The sequence below is a fragment of the Streptomyces sp. ID05-26A genome, assembly GCF_033794685.1.
Classification (GTDB): Bacteria; Actinomycetota; Actinomycetes; order Mycobacteriales; family Pseudonocardiaceae; genus Lentzea.
The window spans coordinates 523,593-540,277 of sequence record NZ_JARAYZ010000003.1; the positions used below are offsets into that span (position 1 = coordinate 523,593).

At 70.3% G+C, this 16,685-nt stretch carries 15 protein-coding genes; 2 read left to right on the forward strand and 13 right to left on the reverse strand.

All coding sequences use genetic code 11. From position 1 onward, the window contains the following. Positions 1 to 28: 28 nt before the first annotated feature. The 9 genes from PV646_RS29755 to PV646_RS29795 all read right to left on the reverse strand — a co-directional run bounded on the left by PV646_RS29755 (position 29) and on the right by PV646_RS29795 (position 10,809). Positions 29 to 1,249 (reverse strand): SGNH/GDSL hydrolase family protein, encoded by a 1,221-nt coding sequence (locus PV646_RS29755; RefSeq protein ID WP_500345596.1) that lies wholly within the window; start codon positions 1,247 to 1,249, stop codon positions 29 to 31. Positions 1,250 to 1,353: 104 nt separating this feature from the next. Further along, positions 1,354 to 2,652 carry a rhamnulokinase gene (locus tag PV646_RS29760; RefSeq protein WP_500345597.1) on the reverse strand — a complete coding sequence of 433 codons (1,299 nt, stop codon included), beginning with the start codon at positions 2,650 to 2,652 and terminating at the stop codon, positions 1,354 to 1,356. Next, on the reverse strand, positions 2,649 to 4,673 hold the full coding sequence (locus PV646_RS29765; protein WP_500345598.1) for a bifunctional aldolase/short-chain dehydrogenase: 2,025 nt from the start codon (positions 4,671 to 4,673) through the stop codon (positions 2,649 to 2,651). The genes PV646_RS29760 and PV646_RS29765 overlap by 4 nt, the downstream gene beginning before the upstream one ends. Next, positions 4,673 to 5,827 (reverse strand): L-rhamnose isomerase, encoded by a 1,155-nt coding sequence (rhaI, locus tag PV646_RS29770; RefSeq protein WP_500345599.1) that lies wholly within the window; start codon positions 5,825 to 5,827, stop codon positions 4,673 to 4,675. Before rhaI ends, PV646_RS29765 begins: the two co-directional genes overlap by 1 nt. Before the next feature lie 18 nt (positions 5,828 to 5,845). Next, positions 5,846 to 6,157 (reverse strand): L-rhamnose mutarotase, encoded by a 312-nt coding sequence (locus PV646_RS29775; protein ID WP_500345600.1) that lies wholly within the window; start codon positions 6,155 to 6,157, stop codon positions 5,846 to 5,848. A 1-nt stretch (position 6,158) separates the two neighbouring features. Continuing rightward, on the reverse strand, positions 6,159 to 7,220 hold the full coding sequence (rhaS, locus tag PV646_RS29780) for a rhamnose ABC transporter substrate-binding protein (RefSeq protein WP_500345601.1): 1,062 nt from the start codon (positions 7,218 to 7,220) through the stop codon (positions 6,159 to 6,161). Next, positions 7,217 to 8,176, reverse strand: coding sequence for an ABC transporter permease (locus PV646_RS29785; RefSeq protein WP_500345602.1), 960 nt, complete (start codon positions 8,174 to 8,176; stop codon positions 7,217 to 7,219). The genes rhaS and PV646_RS29785 overlap by 4 nt, the downstream gene beginning before the upstream one ends. Further along, a complete protein-coding gene (locus PV646_RS29790) occupies positions 8,169 to 9,215 on the reverse strand; it encodes an ABC transporter permease (protein WP_500345603.1) in 1,047 nt (348 codons plus the stop codon). The genes PV646_RS29785 and PV646_RS29790 overlap by 8 nt, the downstream gene beginning before the upstream one ends. A 76-nt stretch (positions 9,216 to 9,291) precedes the next feature. Beyond that, positions 9,292 to 10,809, reverse strand: coding sequence for a sugar ABC transporter ATP-binding protein (locus PV646_RS29795; protein WP_500345866.1), 1,518 nt, complete (start codon positions 10,807 to 10,809; stop codon positions 9,292 to 9,294). Positions 10,810 to 10,917: 108 nt separating this feature from the next. On the opposite strand from PV646_RS29795, the gene PV646_RS29800 reads away from it, so the two are divergent. Next, a complete protein-coding gene (locus tag PV646_RS29800; protein WP_500345604.1) occupies positions 10,918 to 11,931 on the forward strand; it encodes a LacI family DNA-binding transcriptional regulator in 1,014 nt (337 codons plus the stop codon). 1 nt (position 11,932) lies between these two features. Here the strand turns inward: PV646_RS29800 and PV646_RS29805 are convergent, their stop codons facing one another. Both PV646_RS29805 and PV646_RS29810 read right to left on the reverse strand, forming a co-directional pair. Beyond that, on the reverse strand, positions 11,933 to 12,445 hold the full coding sequence (locus PV646_RS29805) for a hypothetical protein (RefSeq protein WP_500345883.1): 513 nt from the start codon (positions 12,443 to 12,445) through the stop codon (positions 11,933 to 11,935). Next, positions 12,406 to 13,209, reverse strand: a complete 804-nt coding sequence (locus PV646_RS29810) for a S1 family peptidase (RefSeq protein WP_500345605.1) — start codon at positions 13,207 to 13,209, stop codon at positions 12,406 to 12,408. Before PV646_RS29810 ends, PV646_RS29805 begins: the two co-directional genes overlap by 40 nt. Positions 13,210 to 13,374: 165 nt before the next feature. Here PV646_RS29810 and PV646_RS29815 point away from each other — a divergent pair, with 165 nt between their 5' ends. Further along, positions 13,375 to 14,502: a serine/threonine-protein kinase gene (locus tag PV646_RS29815; protein ID WP_500345606.1), complete on the forward strand. Its 1,128-nt coding sequence runs from the start codon at positions 13,375 to 13,377 to the stop codon at positions 14,500 to 14,502. A gap of 5 nt (positions 14,503 to 14,507) precedes the next feature. Here the strand turns inward: PV646_RS29815 and PV646_RS29820 are convergent, their stop codons facing one another. Together PV646_RS29820 and PV646_RS29825 are read right to left on the reverse strand one after the other, a co-directional pair. Further along, on the reverse strand, positions 14,508 to 16,094 hold the full coding sequence (locus PV646_RS29820; RefSeq protein WP_500345607.1) for a CocE/NonD family hydrolase: 1,587 nt from the start codon (positions 16,092 to 16,094) through the stop codon (positions 14,508 to 14,510). Next, positions 16,091 to 16,669, reverse strand: a complete 579-nt coding sequence (locus PV646_RS29825; protein ID WP_500345608.1) for a TetR/AcrR family transcriptional regulator — start codon at positions 16,667 to 16,669, stop codon at positions 16,091 to 16,093. Before PV646_RS29825 ends, PV646_RS29820 begins: the two co-directional genes overlap by 4 nt. Between the last annotated feature and the right edge of the window lie 16 nt (positions 16,670 to 16,685).

Sequence of the window (16,685 nt, forward strand, 5' to 3'; positions counted from 1 at the left end):
GCTCTCCGAGAAGCGGCCGGTGGACGTGTCAGCGGAAGAGCTTGAGCGGTACCGCCTCCGCGAGCATGCGGTAGCCGGTGGGGTTGAGGTGCAGGTGATCGCCGACGTCCGCGGCGGGGAGCAGCAGCCGGGGACTCGCCGGATCGCGGACGGCGGCGTCGAAGTCGAGGACGGCGTCGAAGTGGTTCGAGCGGATCCAGTTGTTCACCGTTCGCCTGGCGTCCTCGCGGAAGCCGGCGTCGTAACCGCTGCCGCCGAACGGCAGAAGCGTCGCGCCGTACACCTTGATGTCGTGCGCATGGGCGCGCTCGAGGATCTGCCGGTAGCCGGCGATGAGGTTGTCGGCGACCGTCTTCTGCGCTGGTTCGGTGGAGTCGGCCGTGCCGATGTCGTTGACGCCCTCGAACAGGATCAGCCACCGGACCCCGCTCTGCGCCAGCAGGTCGCGGTCGAGCCGGGCCAGCACGCTGGGGCCGAGGCCGTCGGCGAGCACCCGGTTGCCGCCGGCGGCCTGGTTCAGCACGGCGACCCCGCCCTTCAGGCGGTCGGCGAGGCGGTCGGGCCAGCGGTCGTTGCCGTTGGTGGTGGAACCGCGGCCGTCGCTCAGCGAGTCACCGATCACCACGACACCGGACGCGGTCGACAGCACTTCGACGCCGCTGAGGAAGTACCAGTGGTCGGTGGGGGTCGCGCCGGGCAGATCGGCGGCCTCGGTGTGGTTGCCTGCCAGCAGGTGGGACGTGGTGCGGGAGCCGGGGTGCGAGGTGATCTCGCTGGACGCCTGCCCCTGCGCGAGATAGGCGGTCACGGTGAGGTTGGTGCCTGGAACCAGGGTGAAGTCCAGCGGGTCCGAGACGATCAGCGCGCCCGCCGCGACGTCCACAGAGGACCGGCCGTTGAAGGTCACCCGGTGCACTGTGTCGGGCTGGATCGCGCCGGCGCCCGCGCGGCCGTCCTCCGGGAGGGCGACGGTGACCGCGGTGAGTGGCAGGATCGCGCCGCCGAACGCGTTGCTGAACCGCAGCCGCAGCCTTCGCCCGCCGATGGTGACCCGGACGGTCTGGCGCAGTGTCGCGTCGGCCATGACCAGGCCCGGTCGCGTGAACGGCGGAGGCGGCATGTTGCCGGGTTCGGTGAGCTGCGGCATGGACGTCCAGGTGTTCACCCAGCGCGCGCGGCCCGAGGCCTGTGCGGTGGCGGGGACGAGCACGCCGGTGGCGGCGAGACCGAGGAACGAGCGCCTGCGCATCCGCCCAAGCTACCGGCTCGACCCCAAGGTCGTCGGGGTCATTCACGCTCGGAGGAAGAGACAGCCGCTGACCGCGTCGAATCGGGAATCGACATTCGACATTGTCAGCGGGGGAGATAGCGCTGCAACGGCTGCGACTCCCGCACGAGCTTCCTCAGATCCCGCAGGGTGCCCTGCGCCGCGCCGACCGCGCGTGCCTGCACCAGGACGTTGCCCAGCGCGGTGGCCTCGGCGGGTCCGGCGACCACCGGCAAGCCGCACGCGTCCGCGGTGAGCTGGCACAGCAGCTCGTTGTGCGAGCCGCCGCCGACGATGTGCACGACCTCGACTTCCTTGCCGGACAACCGCTGGGCGTCCGCGACCGCATCGCGGTGCGCGGCGGCGAGACTGTCCAGAATGGACCGGACGATCTCCGGTCGCGACAGGGACTTCCCGCACGCGCGTTCGATTCGCGCGGGCATGTCGCCAGGCGGGAGGAACACCGGGTCGTTGGGGTCGAAAACCGAACCGGTCGCGGTCGCTGCCTCAGTCAGCAGCGGCTCCAGCGAGGTGTCCCAGCAGCGCAGGCACTCCTGCAGCAGCCACAGGCCCATCACGTTGCGGAGGTAGCGGATCGTGCCGTCCACCCCGCCCTCGTTGGTGAAGTTGGCGGCCCGGCTCTCGGCGGAGAGGACCGGGAAGTCGAGCTCCACGCCCACCAGGGACCAGGTGCCGCAAGAGATGTAGGCGAAACGGTCGTTGGAGGCGGGCACGGCGACGACGGCGGACGCGGTGTCGTGCGAACCGACGGCGTTGACGGGGGTGCCCTTGAAGGTGCCGGCGAGGTCTCCGGGGTGGCGGAGGTCCGGCAGCAGGCCGGGCGGGAGGTCCTGGGTGAGCAGAGCGGACCACTGTCCTGTTCGGACGTCGATGAGGCCGGTCGTGGTGGCGTTGGTGTACTCGGTGCCGCACTGGCCGGTCAGCCAGTACGAGAGCAGGTCGGGTATCAGCAGGAGCCGGGACGCATGGGGGAGCAGTGGCTCGGCCATGAGCTGGAACATCGTGTTGAACGGCTGGAACTGCAGGCCGTTCAGCTCGTACAGGCCTTCCTGCGGTTTGGTGCCGTCGGTGCGGGAGTCGCGGTAGTGCACCGGGTTGCCGAGCAGTTCGCCGGACGCGTCCAGCAGGCCGTAGTCGACCGCCCAGCTGTCGATGCCGATGCTGGACACGTTTCCGGCGAGCCTCAGGCCGGTGAGCACCTCGTGGTAGAGCGCGGGCAGGTCCCAGTGCAGAGAGCCGTCCAGGTGCACCGGGCCGTTCGCGAACCGGTGCACCTCCTCGATGTGCACGGTGCCGTCGGTGACGACCCCGCGCACCACCCTGCCGCTGGACGCGCCGAGGTCGACGGCCGCTACCGCTGTCATCGCAGGAACGCCGCTGCGACACCGGCGTCCACCGGCACGTGCAGGCCGGTCGTCAGTGACAGATCGCCTGCTGTCAAAACGAACACCGCTGCCGCCACGTGCTCGGGCAGCACCTCGCGCTTGAGCAGCGTGCGCTGGGCGTAGAACGCGCCGAGCTCGTCCTCGGGCACGCCGTAGACGGCGGCGCGCTGGGCACCCCAGCCGCCCGCGAAGATGCCCGAGCCGCGGACCACGCCGTCCGGGTTGATGCCGTTGACGCGGATGCCGTCCTCGCCCAGTTCGGCCGCCAGCAAGCGGACCTGGTGCGCCTGGTTCGCCTTGGCCGCCCCGTACGCCACGTTGTTCGGGCCGGCGAAGACCGCGTTCTTGCTGGAGATGTAGACGATGTCACCGCCCATGCCCTGAGCGCGCATGACCTTGGCGGCCTGCTGTGAGACCAGGAACGACCCCTTGGCCATCACGTCGTGCTGCAGGTCCCAGTCGGCCTCGGTCGTCTCCGCGAGAGGCTTGGAGATCGAGAGCCCGGCGTTGTTGACCACCAGGTCGACGCCGCCGAACGCGAGCACCGCCGCCCGGAACGCCTCGGCGATGCCCGGCACGTCCGTGACGTCGACGGTCACCGGCACCGCCACGTCGGAGGAGCCGATGCCTTCCGCGACCGCACGCGCGGCCTCACCGTCGCGGTCGGCGACCACCACGCACGCGCCCTCGGCGGCCAGCCGTTCGGCGACCGCGCGGCCGATGCCCGATCCGCCACCGGTGACGAGTGCGACGCGGGTCGCCAGCGGCTTGGGCTTCGGCATCCGTCGCAGCTTGGCCTCTTCCAAGGCCCAGTACTCGATGCGGAACTTCTCCCGCTCGTCGATCGGCGCGTACCGCGAGACCGACTCGGCGCCCCGCATCACGTTGATGGCGTTCACGTAGAACTCGCCGGCCACGCGCGCGGTCTGCTTGTCGCGGCCGAAGCTGAACATGCCGACCCCCGGCACGAGGACGATCGCCGGGTCGGCGCCGCGCATCGCGGGGCTGTCCGCCTCGGCATTGCGCTCGTAGTAGGACCGGTAGTCCTCGCGGTAGGCCTCGTGCAGCTGCTTCAACCGCTTCACGACGTCTTCGAGCGGCGCGGCCGGGGGGAGGTCGAGCACCAGCGGCCGGACCTTGGTGCGCAGGAAGTGGTCGGGACACGACGTGCCGAGCGCCGCGAGCTCCGGATGCCGTTCCCGCGCGAGGAAGTCGAGCACGACCTCGGACTCGGTGAAGTGACCGACCTGCGGGCTGTCGGTGGACGCCAGGCCGCGGATCACCGGTGCGAGCTCGGCGGCGCGACCGTGACGGTCCTCAAGGGACAGAGGGGGGTGCACCACCGGTCCGAACGGCTCGGCGCGGCCGTGCTCGTCCAGGTAGCGCTGCGCGGTCTGGATGATCTCCAGCGAGTGCGCCTCGCACTCGTCGCTCGTCGCACCCCACGCCGTGATGCCGTGCCCGCCCAGGACCACGCCGATCGCCTGCGGGTTGTTCCGCTTCACCGCGGCGATGTCCAGTCCCAGCTGGAAACCGGGCCGCCGCCACGGCACCCACACGACGCGGTCGCCGAAGCACGCCTTGACCAGCGCCTCGCCGTCCGCGGCCGTGGCGAACGCGATGCCGGCGTCCGGGTGCAGGTGGTCGACGTGGTCCGCGTCGACCAGCCCGTGCATGGCCGTGTCGATCGACGGCGCCGCGCCGCCCCTGCCGTGCAGGCAGAAGTCGAACGCGGCGACCATCTCGTCCTCGCGCTCGACCCCCGGATACACCTCGGTCAGCGCGTGCAGCCGGTCCAGGCGCAGCACCGCGAGCCCGGACTCCCGCAACGTGCCCAGGTCACCACCGGATCCCTTGACCCACATGACGTCCGCGGGCTGCCCGGTGGCGGGGTCGGTCACGGACCCCTTGGCCGAGGTGTTGCCGCCCGCGTAGTTGGTGTTGCGCGGATCGGCGCCGAGCCGGTTGCTCCGGCCCAGCAGCGCTTCGACCTGGCTCATCACGCACCCCACCCGGCGGCCTCGCCACCGACTCGTTCCACGACGATCCGCTCGGCGTACCCCGATCGCCGGTACGCGGCCATCGGATCGGGGTCCAGCCCCATGTCCTCACGAAGTTCCCGCAGCAGGGGCCGCACGTCGGTGTTGTAGGCGTCCATCAACGCCGCGTTCGCCTCCAGCACGTCACCTGCCTGCTGCGCCGCGTCCAACGCGCTGTGGTCGACGAGGAGCGCCTTCGCGGTGGCCTCCTGGACGTTGAGCACCGAGCGGATGATCGCCGGGATCTTCGGTTCCAGGTTGTGGCACTGGTCGAGCATGAACGCGATGCCGGCCGCGGGCTTCAGCGCGTCGGCCAGCACGATCTCGTGCATGATCCGGAACAGCTGGAACGGGTCGGCCGCACCGACCATCAGGTCGTCGTCGGCGTAGAAGCGCGAGTTGAAGTCGAACGCGCCGAGCTTGCCCGCCCGCAACAGGAACGACACGATGAACTCGATGTTCGTGCCGGGCGCGTGGTGCCCGGTGTCGATCACGACCTGCGCCCGGTCGCCCAGCTGCTGGCAGTGCGCGAACGCGGTGCCCCAGTCCGGCACGTCCGTGGTGTAGAAGGCGGGCTCGAAGAGCTTGTACTCCAGCAACATCCGCTGGTCGGCGCCGAGCCGCGCGTAGGTCTCCCGCAACGCCTCGGCGAGCCGGTCCTGACGGGACCGGATGTTGTCCTGACCCGGGTAGTTCAGGCCGTCGGCGAACCACAGCTTGAGATCGCGCGACCCCGTCTGGTCCATGATGTCGACGCACTCGAGCAGGTGCCCGATCGCCTTGCGCCGCACCAGCGGGTCCGGGTGGCAGACGCTGCCGAGCTTGTAGTCGTCGTCCTGGAAGACGTTGGAGTTGATGGCTCCCAGCGCGACACCACGATCCCGCGCGTACTCGGCCAGCTTCCCGAAGTCGTCGACGCGGTCCCACGGGATGTGCAACGCGACGGTCGGCGCCACTCCGGTGAGCTTGTGCACCACCGCCGCGTCGTCGATCTTCTCGTACGGCGTGCGCGGAACTCCCTGCTGCGCGAACACCTTGAACCGGGTGCCGGAGTTGCCGTACGCCCACGACGGCGTCTCGATCCGCTGCTCGCGCAAAGCGTCTTTCACGCTCATGTGTGTTCTCCCCAAAACTCAGTCGAGGTGGAAGACCTCGTCGAGGGGCCGCATCCGTTCGTCGGCGTAACCGTCACCGACGAAGAACTCCGCCATCTCGGCCTGCCACCGCGCGTTCACCTCGGTGCGGGCCATCTCCGCGAGCGCCGCGTCGAAGTCGTCGCACTCCAGGTAGCCGATGAGCAGGCCGTCCTCGGCGAGGAAGAGTGAGTAGTTGTGCCAACCCGCCTCGCTGAGGGCAGCCCGCATCTCCGGCCACACCTCGCGGTGCCGCGCCCGGTACTCGTCCAACCGATCGGCGCGGACCCGCAAGGTGAAGCAGACGCGCATGTCAGAAGTCGAACTTGTCGATGTTGTCCTTGGTGAACACCGTCGGCGGGCCGAGCACGACCTCGCCCTTGGCGCCGATCGTGTAGTCACCGAGGTCACCGGCCTTGTACTTCTCGCCCTCCGCACCGGTGATCTGCCCGGACGCGAGCGCGGCGGCGGTGTAGGTGGCGAGGTAGCCGAGCTTCGCCGGGTCCCACAGCGAGAACGACTTCACCGTGCCGTCCTGGACGAACTTGCGCATCTGGTTCGGCGTGCCGAGACCGGTGAGCTGGACCTTGCCCTTGTACTCCGACGAGCTGAGGTACCGGGCGGCGGCCGCGACACCGACGGTGGTCGGCGAGATGATGCCCTTGAGGTTCGGGTGCGCCTGCAGCAGACCCTGGGTCTTCTGGAACGACGTCTGGTCGTCGTCGTTGCCGTACGCGGTCTCCACGAGCTTGAGACCCGAGTACTCGGGCTTCGCGAGCTCGGTCTTCATGACCTCGATCCACGCGTTCTGGTTGGTGGCGTTGGGGGTCGCGGACAGGATCGCGATCTCACCGCTGCCGCCGACCGCCTCGGAGATCAGCTTCACCTGGCCCGCCGCGATCTCGTTCGAGGTCGCCTGGTTGATGAACACGTCACGGGCGTCCGCCGCGGCGTCGGAGTCGAACGTGACGACCTTGAGGCCCTGCGAACGCGCGCTCTTCAACGCGGGCGCCACGGCGTTGACGTCGTTCGCGGAGATCACCAGCGCGTCCTGCTTCTGCTGCGCGGCGGTGTTGATGTAGGTGACCTGGGAGGACGCGGCCGCGTCGGACGGCCCGGTCGGCTTGACCTCGGCCTTGATCGCCGTGCCCGCCTGCTCGGCACCCTTCTGCGCCACCGTGAAGTACGGGTTGTTGACCTGCTTGGGCAGGAACGTGATCTTCAGGCCCTCCTTGAGGGCCGCGTTCGGATCACCCTTCGCGGCGTTGGTGGCGCCGCCGGTCTGGTCCGTCGCGCTGTCCTTGGTGGTGCCACCGCAGGCGGTGAGGGCGACCACCCCGGACATGGTCAGGGCGAGCACAAGCCGTGTTTTCATGGCGCGGCCTTTCGTAGGGTTCCGACGCGACGGGTGACGGACGGGGCGAGAACACTCACCAGCAACAGGAGTCCGGTGACGATGGTGAGGACCTCGGTGGAGGTGTCCTGGAGGATCAGGAGGTTGCGCAGGCCGCCCAGCAGCAGCACGCCCGCGAGCACTCCGAAGAGCGTGCCCTTGCCGCCGAAGATGGACACACCACCGAGCAGCACGGCGGCGACCACGGCCAGTTCGAGCCCGAGGCCGTTGTCCGCGCGGGCGCTGGAGAAGCGGAACGTGTAGACGATGCCCGCGATCGCGGCGACCGCCCCGGCGAGCACGAAGAGCGACAGCTTCACGCGCTTGACCCGGATGCCGGAGAACCGGGCTCCCTCCTCGTTCGCCCCGATCGCGTAGACGGACCGGCCGAACGAACTGGCGTGCAGGGCGACTCCGAACAGGATCGCGAGGACCGCGGCGAGCACGATCGGGTACGGGATGTCGGTGCCGGGCACCGGGGCCGTGCCGAACGACGTGTAACTGGCGGGGAAGTCGGCGACGGCCGTGTCACCGAGGACGACCAGCGCGAGACCGCGGTAGAGCGCCAGGGTGCCGATGGTGACGGCCAGCGAGGGCAACCCGAGGCGGGTGACCAGCAGCCCGTTGACCGCCCCGCACACCGCGCCGGCGACGATCACGGTCGGCAGGATGGTCTCGAGCGACCATCCCGCGTTCCACAGCCAGCCGATCAACGCGCTGGACAGGCCGAGCACCGACGCGACGGACAGGTCGATCTCACCCGCGACGATCACGAGTGTGAGCGGGAGGGCGATCAGCGCGATCTCACCGATGTCGAGACCGAGGTAGAAGAGGTTGCCACCGGACAGGAACGACCCGTCCGTGCTCACCTGCCCGGTCAGCGCCACCACGATCAGGAGGAACACCAGCGCGGTCTCCCACCGCAGGAGGTTACGCATGACTGGTCCCTTCGGAGGTGCGCAGGGCCTTGGCCAGTCGCAGCGCCAGGAGCCGGTCGACGGTGATCGCGCTGAGCAGCAACGCGCCCGCGATCGCCTGCTGCCAGAAAGCGGGGATCTGCAGCACCACCAGGCAACTGGTGATCGTGCCCAGCAGCAACGCGCCGAGAGCCGCGCCGGTCACCGTCCCCGATCCACCGAAGATCGCGACGCCACCGACCACGACCGCGGCGACCACCTGGAGTTCGAGGCCGGTGCCCGCCGCCGCGTCGACCGTGCCGTAGCGGGCCACCCACAGCGCGCCCGCCAGACCGGCGATCAGTCCGGAAAGGACGAACGTGGTGAGTGTGCGCCGGGCGACCGGGATGCCCGCGAGCGTCGCGGCCTCCGGGTTCGAGCCGATCGCGTAGAGCTCGCGGCCGGACCGGTACGAGCGCAGGTAGACCGCGGCGACCGCGATGACCACGAGGGTGATCAGCACGAGGATCGGGATGCCGAGGACACGGGCACTGCCGAGGTTCAGCAGGGCGTCGGGGAGGTTGGAGGCGTTGACCTGTTTTCCCTGTGCCAGCGCGAAGTCGACGCCTCGGAACACGTAGAGCGTGCCGAGGGTGACCACCAGGCTCGGCACGTTGCCCAGCGCGACCAGCAGGCCGTTGAGCAGGCCGCAGGCGAAACCGACCGCGACGCCGAAGCCGATGCCCAGCAGCAGTGGGGTGCCGGGGTTGTCGGCGAAGTGCTGGGCGGTGAGGAACGCCGACAGGCCCAGGACCGAGCCGACGGACAGGTCGACGTTGCGGGTGACGACCACCAGCGTCTGGCCCACCGCGAGGAGGGCCACGATGGAGGCGTTGAGGAGGAGATCGCGGAGGCTCTGGGGCTGGATGAACCTCGGGTTCACGATCGCCGTGGGGATCACGACGAGAGCCAGGGCCACGACGATGCCGAGTTCGCGGACCCGGCCGACTCGGGTGGAGAGGCGGCGGGCGGCGGTGCGCCGGGCGGGTGGGGTGACGGACGGGGTGAGCTGAGTGGTCATCGGGCCACCTCCGCCCGGTCGCCCCGGCGAGTCGTTCCGTCACCGCTCGTCCGACCGGTGACGCGCTGCGGTGCCGTCACTTCGCCACCACCTGTCCGGCCGCAGCCAGCGCCACCCGTTCCTCCGTGGCGTCGGCACGCGAGAGTTCCTCCACCAGCCGCCCTTCGTGCATCACCAGGACGCGGTCGGCCATGCCGAGCACCTCCGGCAGTTCCGACGAGATCATCAGCACCGCGACGCCCTGCCCGGCCAGTTCCGACAGCAGCCGGTGCACCTCGGCCTTCGTGCCGACGTCGATGCCGCGCGTCGGTTCGTCGACGATCAGCACGGACGGCTGCCGTGCCAGCCACTTCGCCAGCACGACCTTCTGCTGGTTGCCGCCGGACAGCACGCCGACGGGGTCGCTCAGCCGCGAGAACTTCAGCCGCAGCTTCACCGCCCAGTCCTGGGCCAGCGCGCGTTCGGAACGACGGCGCAGCAGGCCGAACGTCGACAGGCGGCCCAGCGAGGCCAGCGCGGTGTTGCGTTCGATGGACGCGTCCATCACGAGTCCTTGCTGACGGCGGTCCTCCGGGACGAACCCGATGCCCGCGGCCATCGCGGCCGTGGGGGAGCCGTACTTCAGCCGCTTTCCCCGCACCGAGGCGAAGCCGGCGTCGGGTCGGTCGATGCCGAAGATCGCCCGCGCGACCTCGCTGCGTCCCGCGCCCACCAGTCCGGACAGGGCGACGATCTCGCCCGCGCGGACGTCGAACGACACGTCGGTGAACACGCCCTCGCGGGTCAGGCGCTGCACCGAGAGCAGCACCTCGCCCGCCGTCGTGTCCTGCTTGGGGAAGAGTTGCGAGAGTTCGCGGCCGACCATGCGTCGCACCAGGGAGTCCGGGGTCTCGTCGTCGAGCGTGCCGGACCAGACGAACTCACCGTCGCGCAGCACCGTGGCGCGCTGGCACAGTTCGAACACCTCGCCCAGCCGGTGCGAGACGAACAGCACGGCGGCGTCCTGCTCGCGCAACGCCTGCACCACCCGGAAAAGCCGCTGGACCTCGTGCGCGGACAGGGCCGCGGTCGGTTCGTCCATCACGATCACGCGGGCGTCGAACGACAGGGCCTTGGCGATCTCGACGAGCTGCTGGTCCGCAATGGACAGTCCGCGCGCCGGGCGGGCGGGGTCGAGTTTGACCCCGAGGCGGGAGAACAACTCCGAGGTGCGGGCGTGCATCCGATCCACGTCGATGCGGCGGCCGAGGCCGAGCGGCTGGCGGCCCATGAACACGTTCTCGGCCACCGACAGGTCTCCGAACAGCGTCGGCTCCTGGTAGATGATCGCGATGCCGGCGGCCAGGGCGTCGGCGGGACCGGAGAACCGTTGGGGTGCTTCGTCGACGAGCACCCGGCCGGCGTCCGGGCGGTGGACTCCGGCGAGGGTCTTGATCAGCGTCGACTTGCCCGCGCCGTTCTCCCCGAGCAGCGCGTGGGCCTCGCCGGGGAGCAGCCGCAGCGACACCCCGGACAACGCCCGGACGGCGCCGAAGGACTTGCTCACCTCGTCCAGCGTCACCACGGGAAGTCGGTCCACGTCCGTCTCCTCGATGTTGAAACGTTTTAACGCCTGAGTTACGAGCACTCTGGGTGTGTTACGTCACCATGTCAAGAGTTGCGGGGTACGATTCGTTGTCACGTTTCAACAAAGGAGCCGCCGGTGAAGCCGTCAGTGGGCATCCGCGATGTCGCGCAGCACGCCGGCGTGTCCAACGCGACCGTCTCGAACGTGCTGAACCGGCCCGACGTCGTCGCCCCCGCCACCCGGCAACGGGTGCTGGCCGCGATCGAGGAACTCGGCTTCGTGCGCAACGAGTCCGCGCGTCAGCTCCGCGCGGGCCGCAGCCGGGTGCTCGCCTACGTCGTGCTCGACGCGGCGAACCCGTTCTTCACGGACGTGGCGCGCGGTGTGGAGGACGCGGCACGGGAGGCGGGTCTCGCGTTGTTCCTGTGCAACAGCGCCTCGGACGGCGGCCGCGAGCGCGAGTACCTGGAACTGCTGCACGAACAACGCGTCGAGGGCATCCTGATCACCCCCGTCGACGCGGAGTGCGCGCAGATCGCCGAACGCGGCACGCCCGTGGTGCTGGTCGACCGCGAGGCGCCGGACGGCACGCACTGCTCCGTCGCCGTGGACGACGTGCTCGGCGGAGAACTCGCGGTGACCCATCTGATCGAGAACGGTCACCGGCGCATCGCGATGGTCGGCGGCCCGCTGTCCATCCAGCAGGTGCGTGACCGGCGCGAGGGCGCGCTGCGGGCGCTGAAGAACGCGGGTCTGCCGGCGGACGCGCTCACGTTCCTCGAGACCAGGGGCCTGCAGGTGGCGGAAGGGCGCGGTGCGGGGGAGAGGCTCGTCGGCCTGCCCGCGTCACGGCGTCCGACGGCGGCGTTCTGCGCGAACGACCTGCTGGCGCTCGGCCTGCTGCAGTCGATGACGCAGCAGGGGCTGCGGGTGCCGGACGACCTGGCCGTCGTGGGCTACGACGACATCGAGTTCGCCGCGGCCGCCGCCGTGCCGCTCACGTCGGTGCGCCAGCCGCGTGAGCAGCTGGGCCGCACCGCCGCCCAGCTGCTGCTGGCGGAGAACGAACCGGACCACGAGCACCGGCACGTGAAGTTCCAGCCGGAGCTCGTGGTCCGTGCGTCCACCGCGGTCAAACGGCGGGCGTGAACTACCGGACGAGCATCATTTCCCTGTCATTTTCGACAATGCTCGAACTGTCCGGAGGAAGGTAGACGTTCAGTGCGGCGGACGTGAATGCGACGCCGGGCCGGAACGCCTTCGTACGGGACACCACGGTCACGTCGATCCGGTGGTGATCGCCGCTGCACGGAACGTTCGCCGTGTATTTGTCGCCGGTCGCGAGGTCGCCGCGCACGTTCTGCGTGACCTGCACCCACAACGACCCGGTGGCGCCGTTCTGGCACATCACCCGCACCGGCACCACGACCGCGGCACCCCGTGCCTCCAGCCTGGCCTGCGACTGGAGGGCCACCGCGGCGTCGACCGACGCCGACGCCGGCAACGCGGCGGCCAGTATCGCGGCCGCGGTCAGCACGAACGCCGAAATTGCACGCACGATTTTCACCTCGTTCTTGTGGAAGAAGCGGATGCGGCCGCGAACCGACATTAGCCACAACGCCTCTAACGCTGCGAGGGGCCATTGATCGTGGCCCGGATCCACTTCGCGTGGACCGGCACGCTGGTGTACAGACCGGGCCCGTTCGCACACAGCAGATCGGTGTCACCGGGGCCCGACGTCGTGCCGATCAGTTCCCACCGGCCGTGCTTTCCGCGCTGGATCTGGGGACCGCCCGAATCGCCGACGCACGCCATCGCGCGGGGCTTGCGGCTGATCGTGCACAACCGCGTCGCGTCGGCGTAACCCGGCGCGCACTCCGACACCGCGCCACGCCGGGTGTCGAGCTGTTGCAGCTGTTCGGGGAACACGGCCTCGGTGATGTCGACCGTGTCCACTGTGGTGCCGAACCCGAGCAGTCGCGTGGCGGTGCCGGGCGCACCAGGACGAGCGGCGACGCGGATCGGTCGTTCCCGCACCGGGCGGTCGAGCCGGACCAGTGCGATGTCGTGCTGGTTGGGCCGGCCGAGCCGGTAGCCGGGGTGCCGCACCACGCGGTCGATGGCGCGCACGGTCCCGCCGGACGTCCTGCGGTCGCTGCCGATCCGGACGGTTCCGTCCGGCACCGCGCCCGTTCCCTCCGGGTCCACGCAGTGCGCCGCCGTCACGACCCACCGCGGATGGATCAACGACGCCCCGCACACACCCTTCGCGCCACCGGCGGCCGGCACGGACTCCGGGATCGACGCCATGAACTCGTAGCGCTCGGTGGAGTCGGTCCCGTTCACCACGGCTCCCGCGGTGCCGGTCATCGCCAGGGCGCACAGGACACCGGTCAGCAGGACGAGGGCCGGTTTGACTCTTGACATGGTCTTCTCTCGGTCGGCGAACGTCTTACCAGCTCAGACTGGTCGCACGGCGAGTGGTGATCGATCCGGGCAGCAGGTGTCCTCCGGTGGAGCCTGCTCCACGGTTGGATCACCGTTCGGGTGGGCACCCACAGGTGGTCCCACCCGAACGGAAAGGTCCAACCCATGCCGCCGGACAGTGTTCTTCTCGCCGACCGGTACCGGCTGGGCGAAGTGCTCGGCACGGGTGGGGTCGCGCAGGTGCGCCGCGCCACGGACGTCCTGCTGGCCCGCGACGTCGCGGTCAAACTGTTCCGGCTCGAGGACGACCTGTCGGACGCGCGCCGCATCGAGAACGAGATCTGCGCTCTCGCGGGCCTGTCCCATCCGGGCCTCGTCAAGGTCTACGACGCGGACCCCTGCGGCGAGACGCCGTACCTGGTGCTGGAGCTGATCGAGGGCAGGACGCTGCGCGACCGCGTCACCGACGGGCCGATGGCCGTCGAGGACGTGCGCCGGGTCGGTGCCGCTCTGGCCGACGCGCTGGCCCACGTGCACACCCGTGGTTTCGTGCACCGCGATGTTAAGCCCGCCAACGTCCTGCTCGACGACGAAGAGATCCCGCGTCTCTCCGACTTCGGCCTGGTGTGCTCGGCGGACGGCGCCGGACTCACCAGGACCGGCCAGGTCGTGGGCACGGCCGCCTATCTCGCGCCGGAACAGGTGCGCGGTGAGGAGATCTCCTCGGCCACCGACGTCTACGCGCTGGGTCTGGTGCTGATCGAGTGCCTGACCGGGCGCCGCGAGTACGAGGGGACGGAGATCGAGGCCGCCGTCGCCCGGCTGCACCGGCCGCCCGCCGTACCTGAGAACCTGCCGTTCGACCTCGTGCGGCTGCTGTCCAGGATGACGGCGCTGAGCCCGGCCCGCCGCCCGTCCGCCAGTGAGTGCGCCGAGGCCCTGCGCGCTCGGGCGGCCGACCTGCCGACCCTGACCGCGGTCCGGCCGCCCCGCTCACGGGGACTGCTCGCGGCCGCGTCCGCCGTGGTGCTGATCTCGGCCATCGGTACGGGGCTCAGCGCGTGGAACAGCATCACCGCGACCAGTTCCGAGCCGCCGGCCACGAACGCTCCGGCCACGAACGCGCCGGTGTCGACCCCGGCGCGCACGGTGGACTTCGAGCCCACACCCGTCGCGGTGGTGCAGCCGACGGCCCCGGTCGTCGCCCCCGTGCCGGCCCACGTCGCAGACCACGGCAAGCCTGCGGGTGGCAAGGGCAAGTCCGGCAAGGGGAAGGGCAAGAACGGCGGCTGACCTCTTCAGCGCACGGGCAGCGTGATCGCGGACGGGCGGTCCGGTCCACTGTGGATCGACTGGTTCGCCGCGACCATCGCCGTGGCCGTCGCACGTGGTTCACCGGTGCCGGGGTTGCGGGCGTAGCGGGGGAAGGCGCCGCTGGAGACCTGCACGCGGATGCGGTGCCCGTGCCGGAAGAGGTACGCCGTCGGCCACAAGCGGACGGTGGCGCACTGCGCGTCCTCCGCCGACGTCAGACTCACCAGGCCGTCGCACACGTTCCACGAGCGCCCGTCCGGGTCGACGTCGCACAGCCGGACGTGCACGTCGGCGTGCGCGAGGCTGGAGGAGAACCAGATCTCGGCACTGACCTCACCGACGACCTCGACGTCCTGGTCGAGCACGGGTGTGGTGTAGGTGAGCACGTCCTGCCGGGCTTCCAGCGCGGTGTTGTCCACGCGGCCGCCGTCCTTCGTCAGGCGCACACCTCCGGCCGCGGGGGTGGGATCGGCCGGGTCGTACCGGAACGTGTCCACTGAGGACTCTTCGGGCACCGGGCCGAGCGCGCCGTCCGGGCCGAGGTGCAGGCGCGTGGGCGTGTAGCCGGAGGGTGGCCAGGAGTCGAACGAGCGCCACGCGTCCTCGCCCATCACGTACAACCGGACCGGAGCGCGGTGAGGAGGTTCTTCACCTCGGGCGTGCGCCAGGCCGAACTCCACGGCCTCGGCGACCGGTGCGGACATGACCTCGGTGTGAGTCCATGGCCCGACGGTCAGCCGCGCGGAGCGGCCGTTGTCCTGCAACACCTGGAAGTCGCGCAACTGGCCGGGCAGGAAGATGTCGTACCAGCCGCCGATGGAGCTGACCGGCACGGTCACGCCGGCGACCCGGTGGCTGTGGTCGAACCCGTCCCAGCGCGGGGAGCCGGCGTCGTGGTCGAGCACGTCCTGGATGTACTCGGACCGTGAGCCGAACGCCGCGACGTCCGCGTCCCGCAACGGAAGCGTCCACAGCGCCCGTGCGGTCTTCCTGTCCTGGAACGTCTTGCCCAGCATCGCCAGCGGGCGTTGCTGGGTGCCGACGAGCACGCCCCACCCGAACGGCGTCTCCAGCGACATGCCGTCCGGGCGCAGGAACTCCAGCGTGAGGGCCGATTCCGTGACCACCGGGATCATCGCCTTGACCTGGGGCGGCAACCGGTCGGCGACCGCCCACTGCACGTGGCCGAGGTAGCTCAGTCCGTAGAGCACGATCGCGTCGCTCCACGGTTGCCCCACCAGCCAGTCGAGGGTCGCCAGGCCGTCCTCGCGCTCCTGGCGCATCGGGTCGAACGTGCCGCCGGAGCCGAACCCGCCGCGGACGCTCTGGATCACCACCTGGTAGCCGCGTTCGGCCAGCGGCCTCGCGATGGCCACGCCGAAGAGGCGCCGGCCGTACGGGGAGCGGATCAACGCCGTCGGGAGCCCGTCGCCACCGGAGCGCGGCGTCCACCGGTCCGCGAGCAGGTCCACGCCGTCGGGCATCGGGACGCGCAGATCCCGCTGCACCACGACGTCACGGGTCAGTGGCGGGGAGAGCTTCAGCCCGCGCTGAAGGAGGCGGCTGATCATCGGAGTTCCAGGAACACGGACATCACGCCCATCAGTCGGTCGGTGAACATCTCCGGATCGGGTGCTCCCGCCACCACCCAGGCCGTGACGAACGACCCCGCGCCCCCGGTGACGAACGCGGCGAGGTCGTCGGCCGCCTGGTCGGAGAGCCTGTCGCGGTGCAGGTGCTCGATGCCCTGGCGGTTGATCGGCAGGAGCAGCCTGATCAGCCCGCGGTCCAGGGCGTACGCGCACGGCCCTGTCAGCAGGGCGCGGTAGAAGATCTGGTGGTCGGCGAAGTGCCGGGTCAACGAGAGGATCTCGGCCCGCGCGTCCACCGGCTCCCGCAGGCCGGTGAGACGAGGCAGCAGCTCACGCCGGGCGAGGTCGAGCCCTGCCTCCAGCAGCACCGATTCGAGGTCGCCGAAGTGCTGGTACACCACGCGACGGCTGACGTCCGCAGTCTCGGCGATCTCGGACACCGTGATCGCCGCCGTGCCCCGTTCGGTGACCAGGTCGATCACGGCCCGCAGCACGGCCGCGCGGGTGCGGCGCACCCGGCGGTCGCGTGCGGGCTCGACCTCGTGCAGATCCATGCACGAAGTCTGTAAC

What these genes read in the sequence shown, in the direction of transcription:
- PV646_RS29820 (WP_500345607.1), bottom strand. Translation starts at nt 16,094, where the DNA reads ATGATCAGCCGCCTCCTTCAGCGCGGGCTGAAGCTCTCCCCGCCACTG.
- PV646_RS29755 (WP_500345596.1), bottom strand. Translation starts at nt 1,249, where the DNA reads ATGCGCAGGCGCTCGTTCCTCGGTCTCGCCGCCACCGGCGTGCTCGTC.
- PV646_RS29810 (WP_500345605.1), bottom strand. Translation starts at nt 13,209, where the DNA reads ATGTCAAGAGTCAAACCGGCCCTCGTCCTGCTGACCGGTGTCCTGTGC.
- rhaS (WP_500345601.1), bottom strand. Translation starts at nt 7,220, where the DNA reads ATGAAAACACGGCTTGTGCTCGCCCTGACCATGTCCGGGGTGGTCGCC.
- PV646_RS29765 (WP_500345598.1), bottom strand. Translation starts at nt 4,673, where the DNA reads ATGAGCCAGGTCGAAGCGCTGCTGGGCCGGAGCAACCGGCTCGGCGCC.
- rhaI (WP_500345599.1), bottom strand. Translation starts at nt 5,827, where the DNA reads ATGAGCGTGAAAGACGCTTTGCGCGAGCAGCGGATCGAGACGCCGTCG.
- PV646_RS29760 (WP_500345597.1), bottom strand. Translation starts at nt 2,652, where the DNA reads ATGACAGCGGTAGCGGCCGTCGACCTCGGCGCGTCCAGCGGCAGGGTG.
- PV646_RS29775 (WP_500345600.1), bottom strand. Translation starts at nt 6,157, where the DNA reads ATGCGCGTCTGCTTCACCTTGCGGGTCCGCGCCGATCGGTTGGACGAG.
- PV646_RS29785 (WP_500345602.1), bottom strand. Translation starts at nt 8,176, where the DNA reads ATGCGTAACCTCCTGCGGTGGGAGACCGCGCTGGTGTTCCTCCTGATC.
- PV646_RS29790 (WP_500345603.1), bottom strand. Translation starts at nt 9,215, where the DNA reads ATGACCACTCAGCTCACCCCGTCCGTCACCCCACCCGCCCGGCGCACC.
- PV646_RS29825 (WP_500345608.1), bottom strand. Translation starts at nt 16,669, where the DNA reads ATGGATCTGCACGAGGTCGAGCCCGCACGCGACCGCCGGGTGCGCCGC.
- PV646_RS29815 (WP_500345606.1), top strand. Translation starts at nt 13,375, where the DNA reads ATGCCGCCGGACAGTGTTCTTCTCGCCGACCGGTACCGGCTGGGCGAA.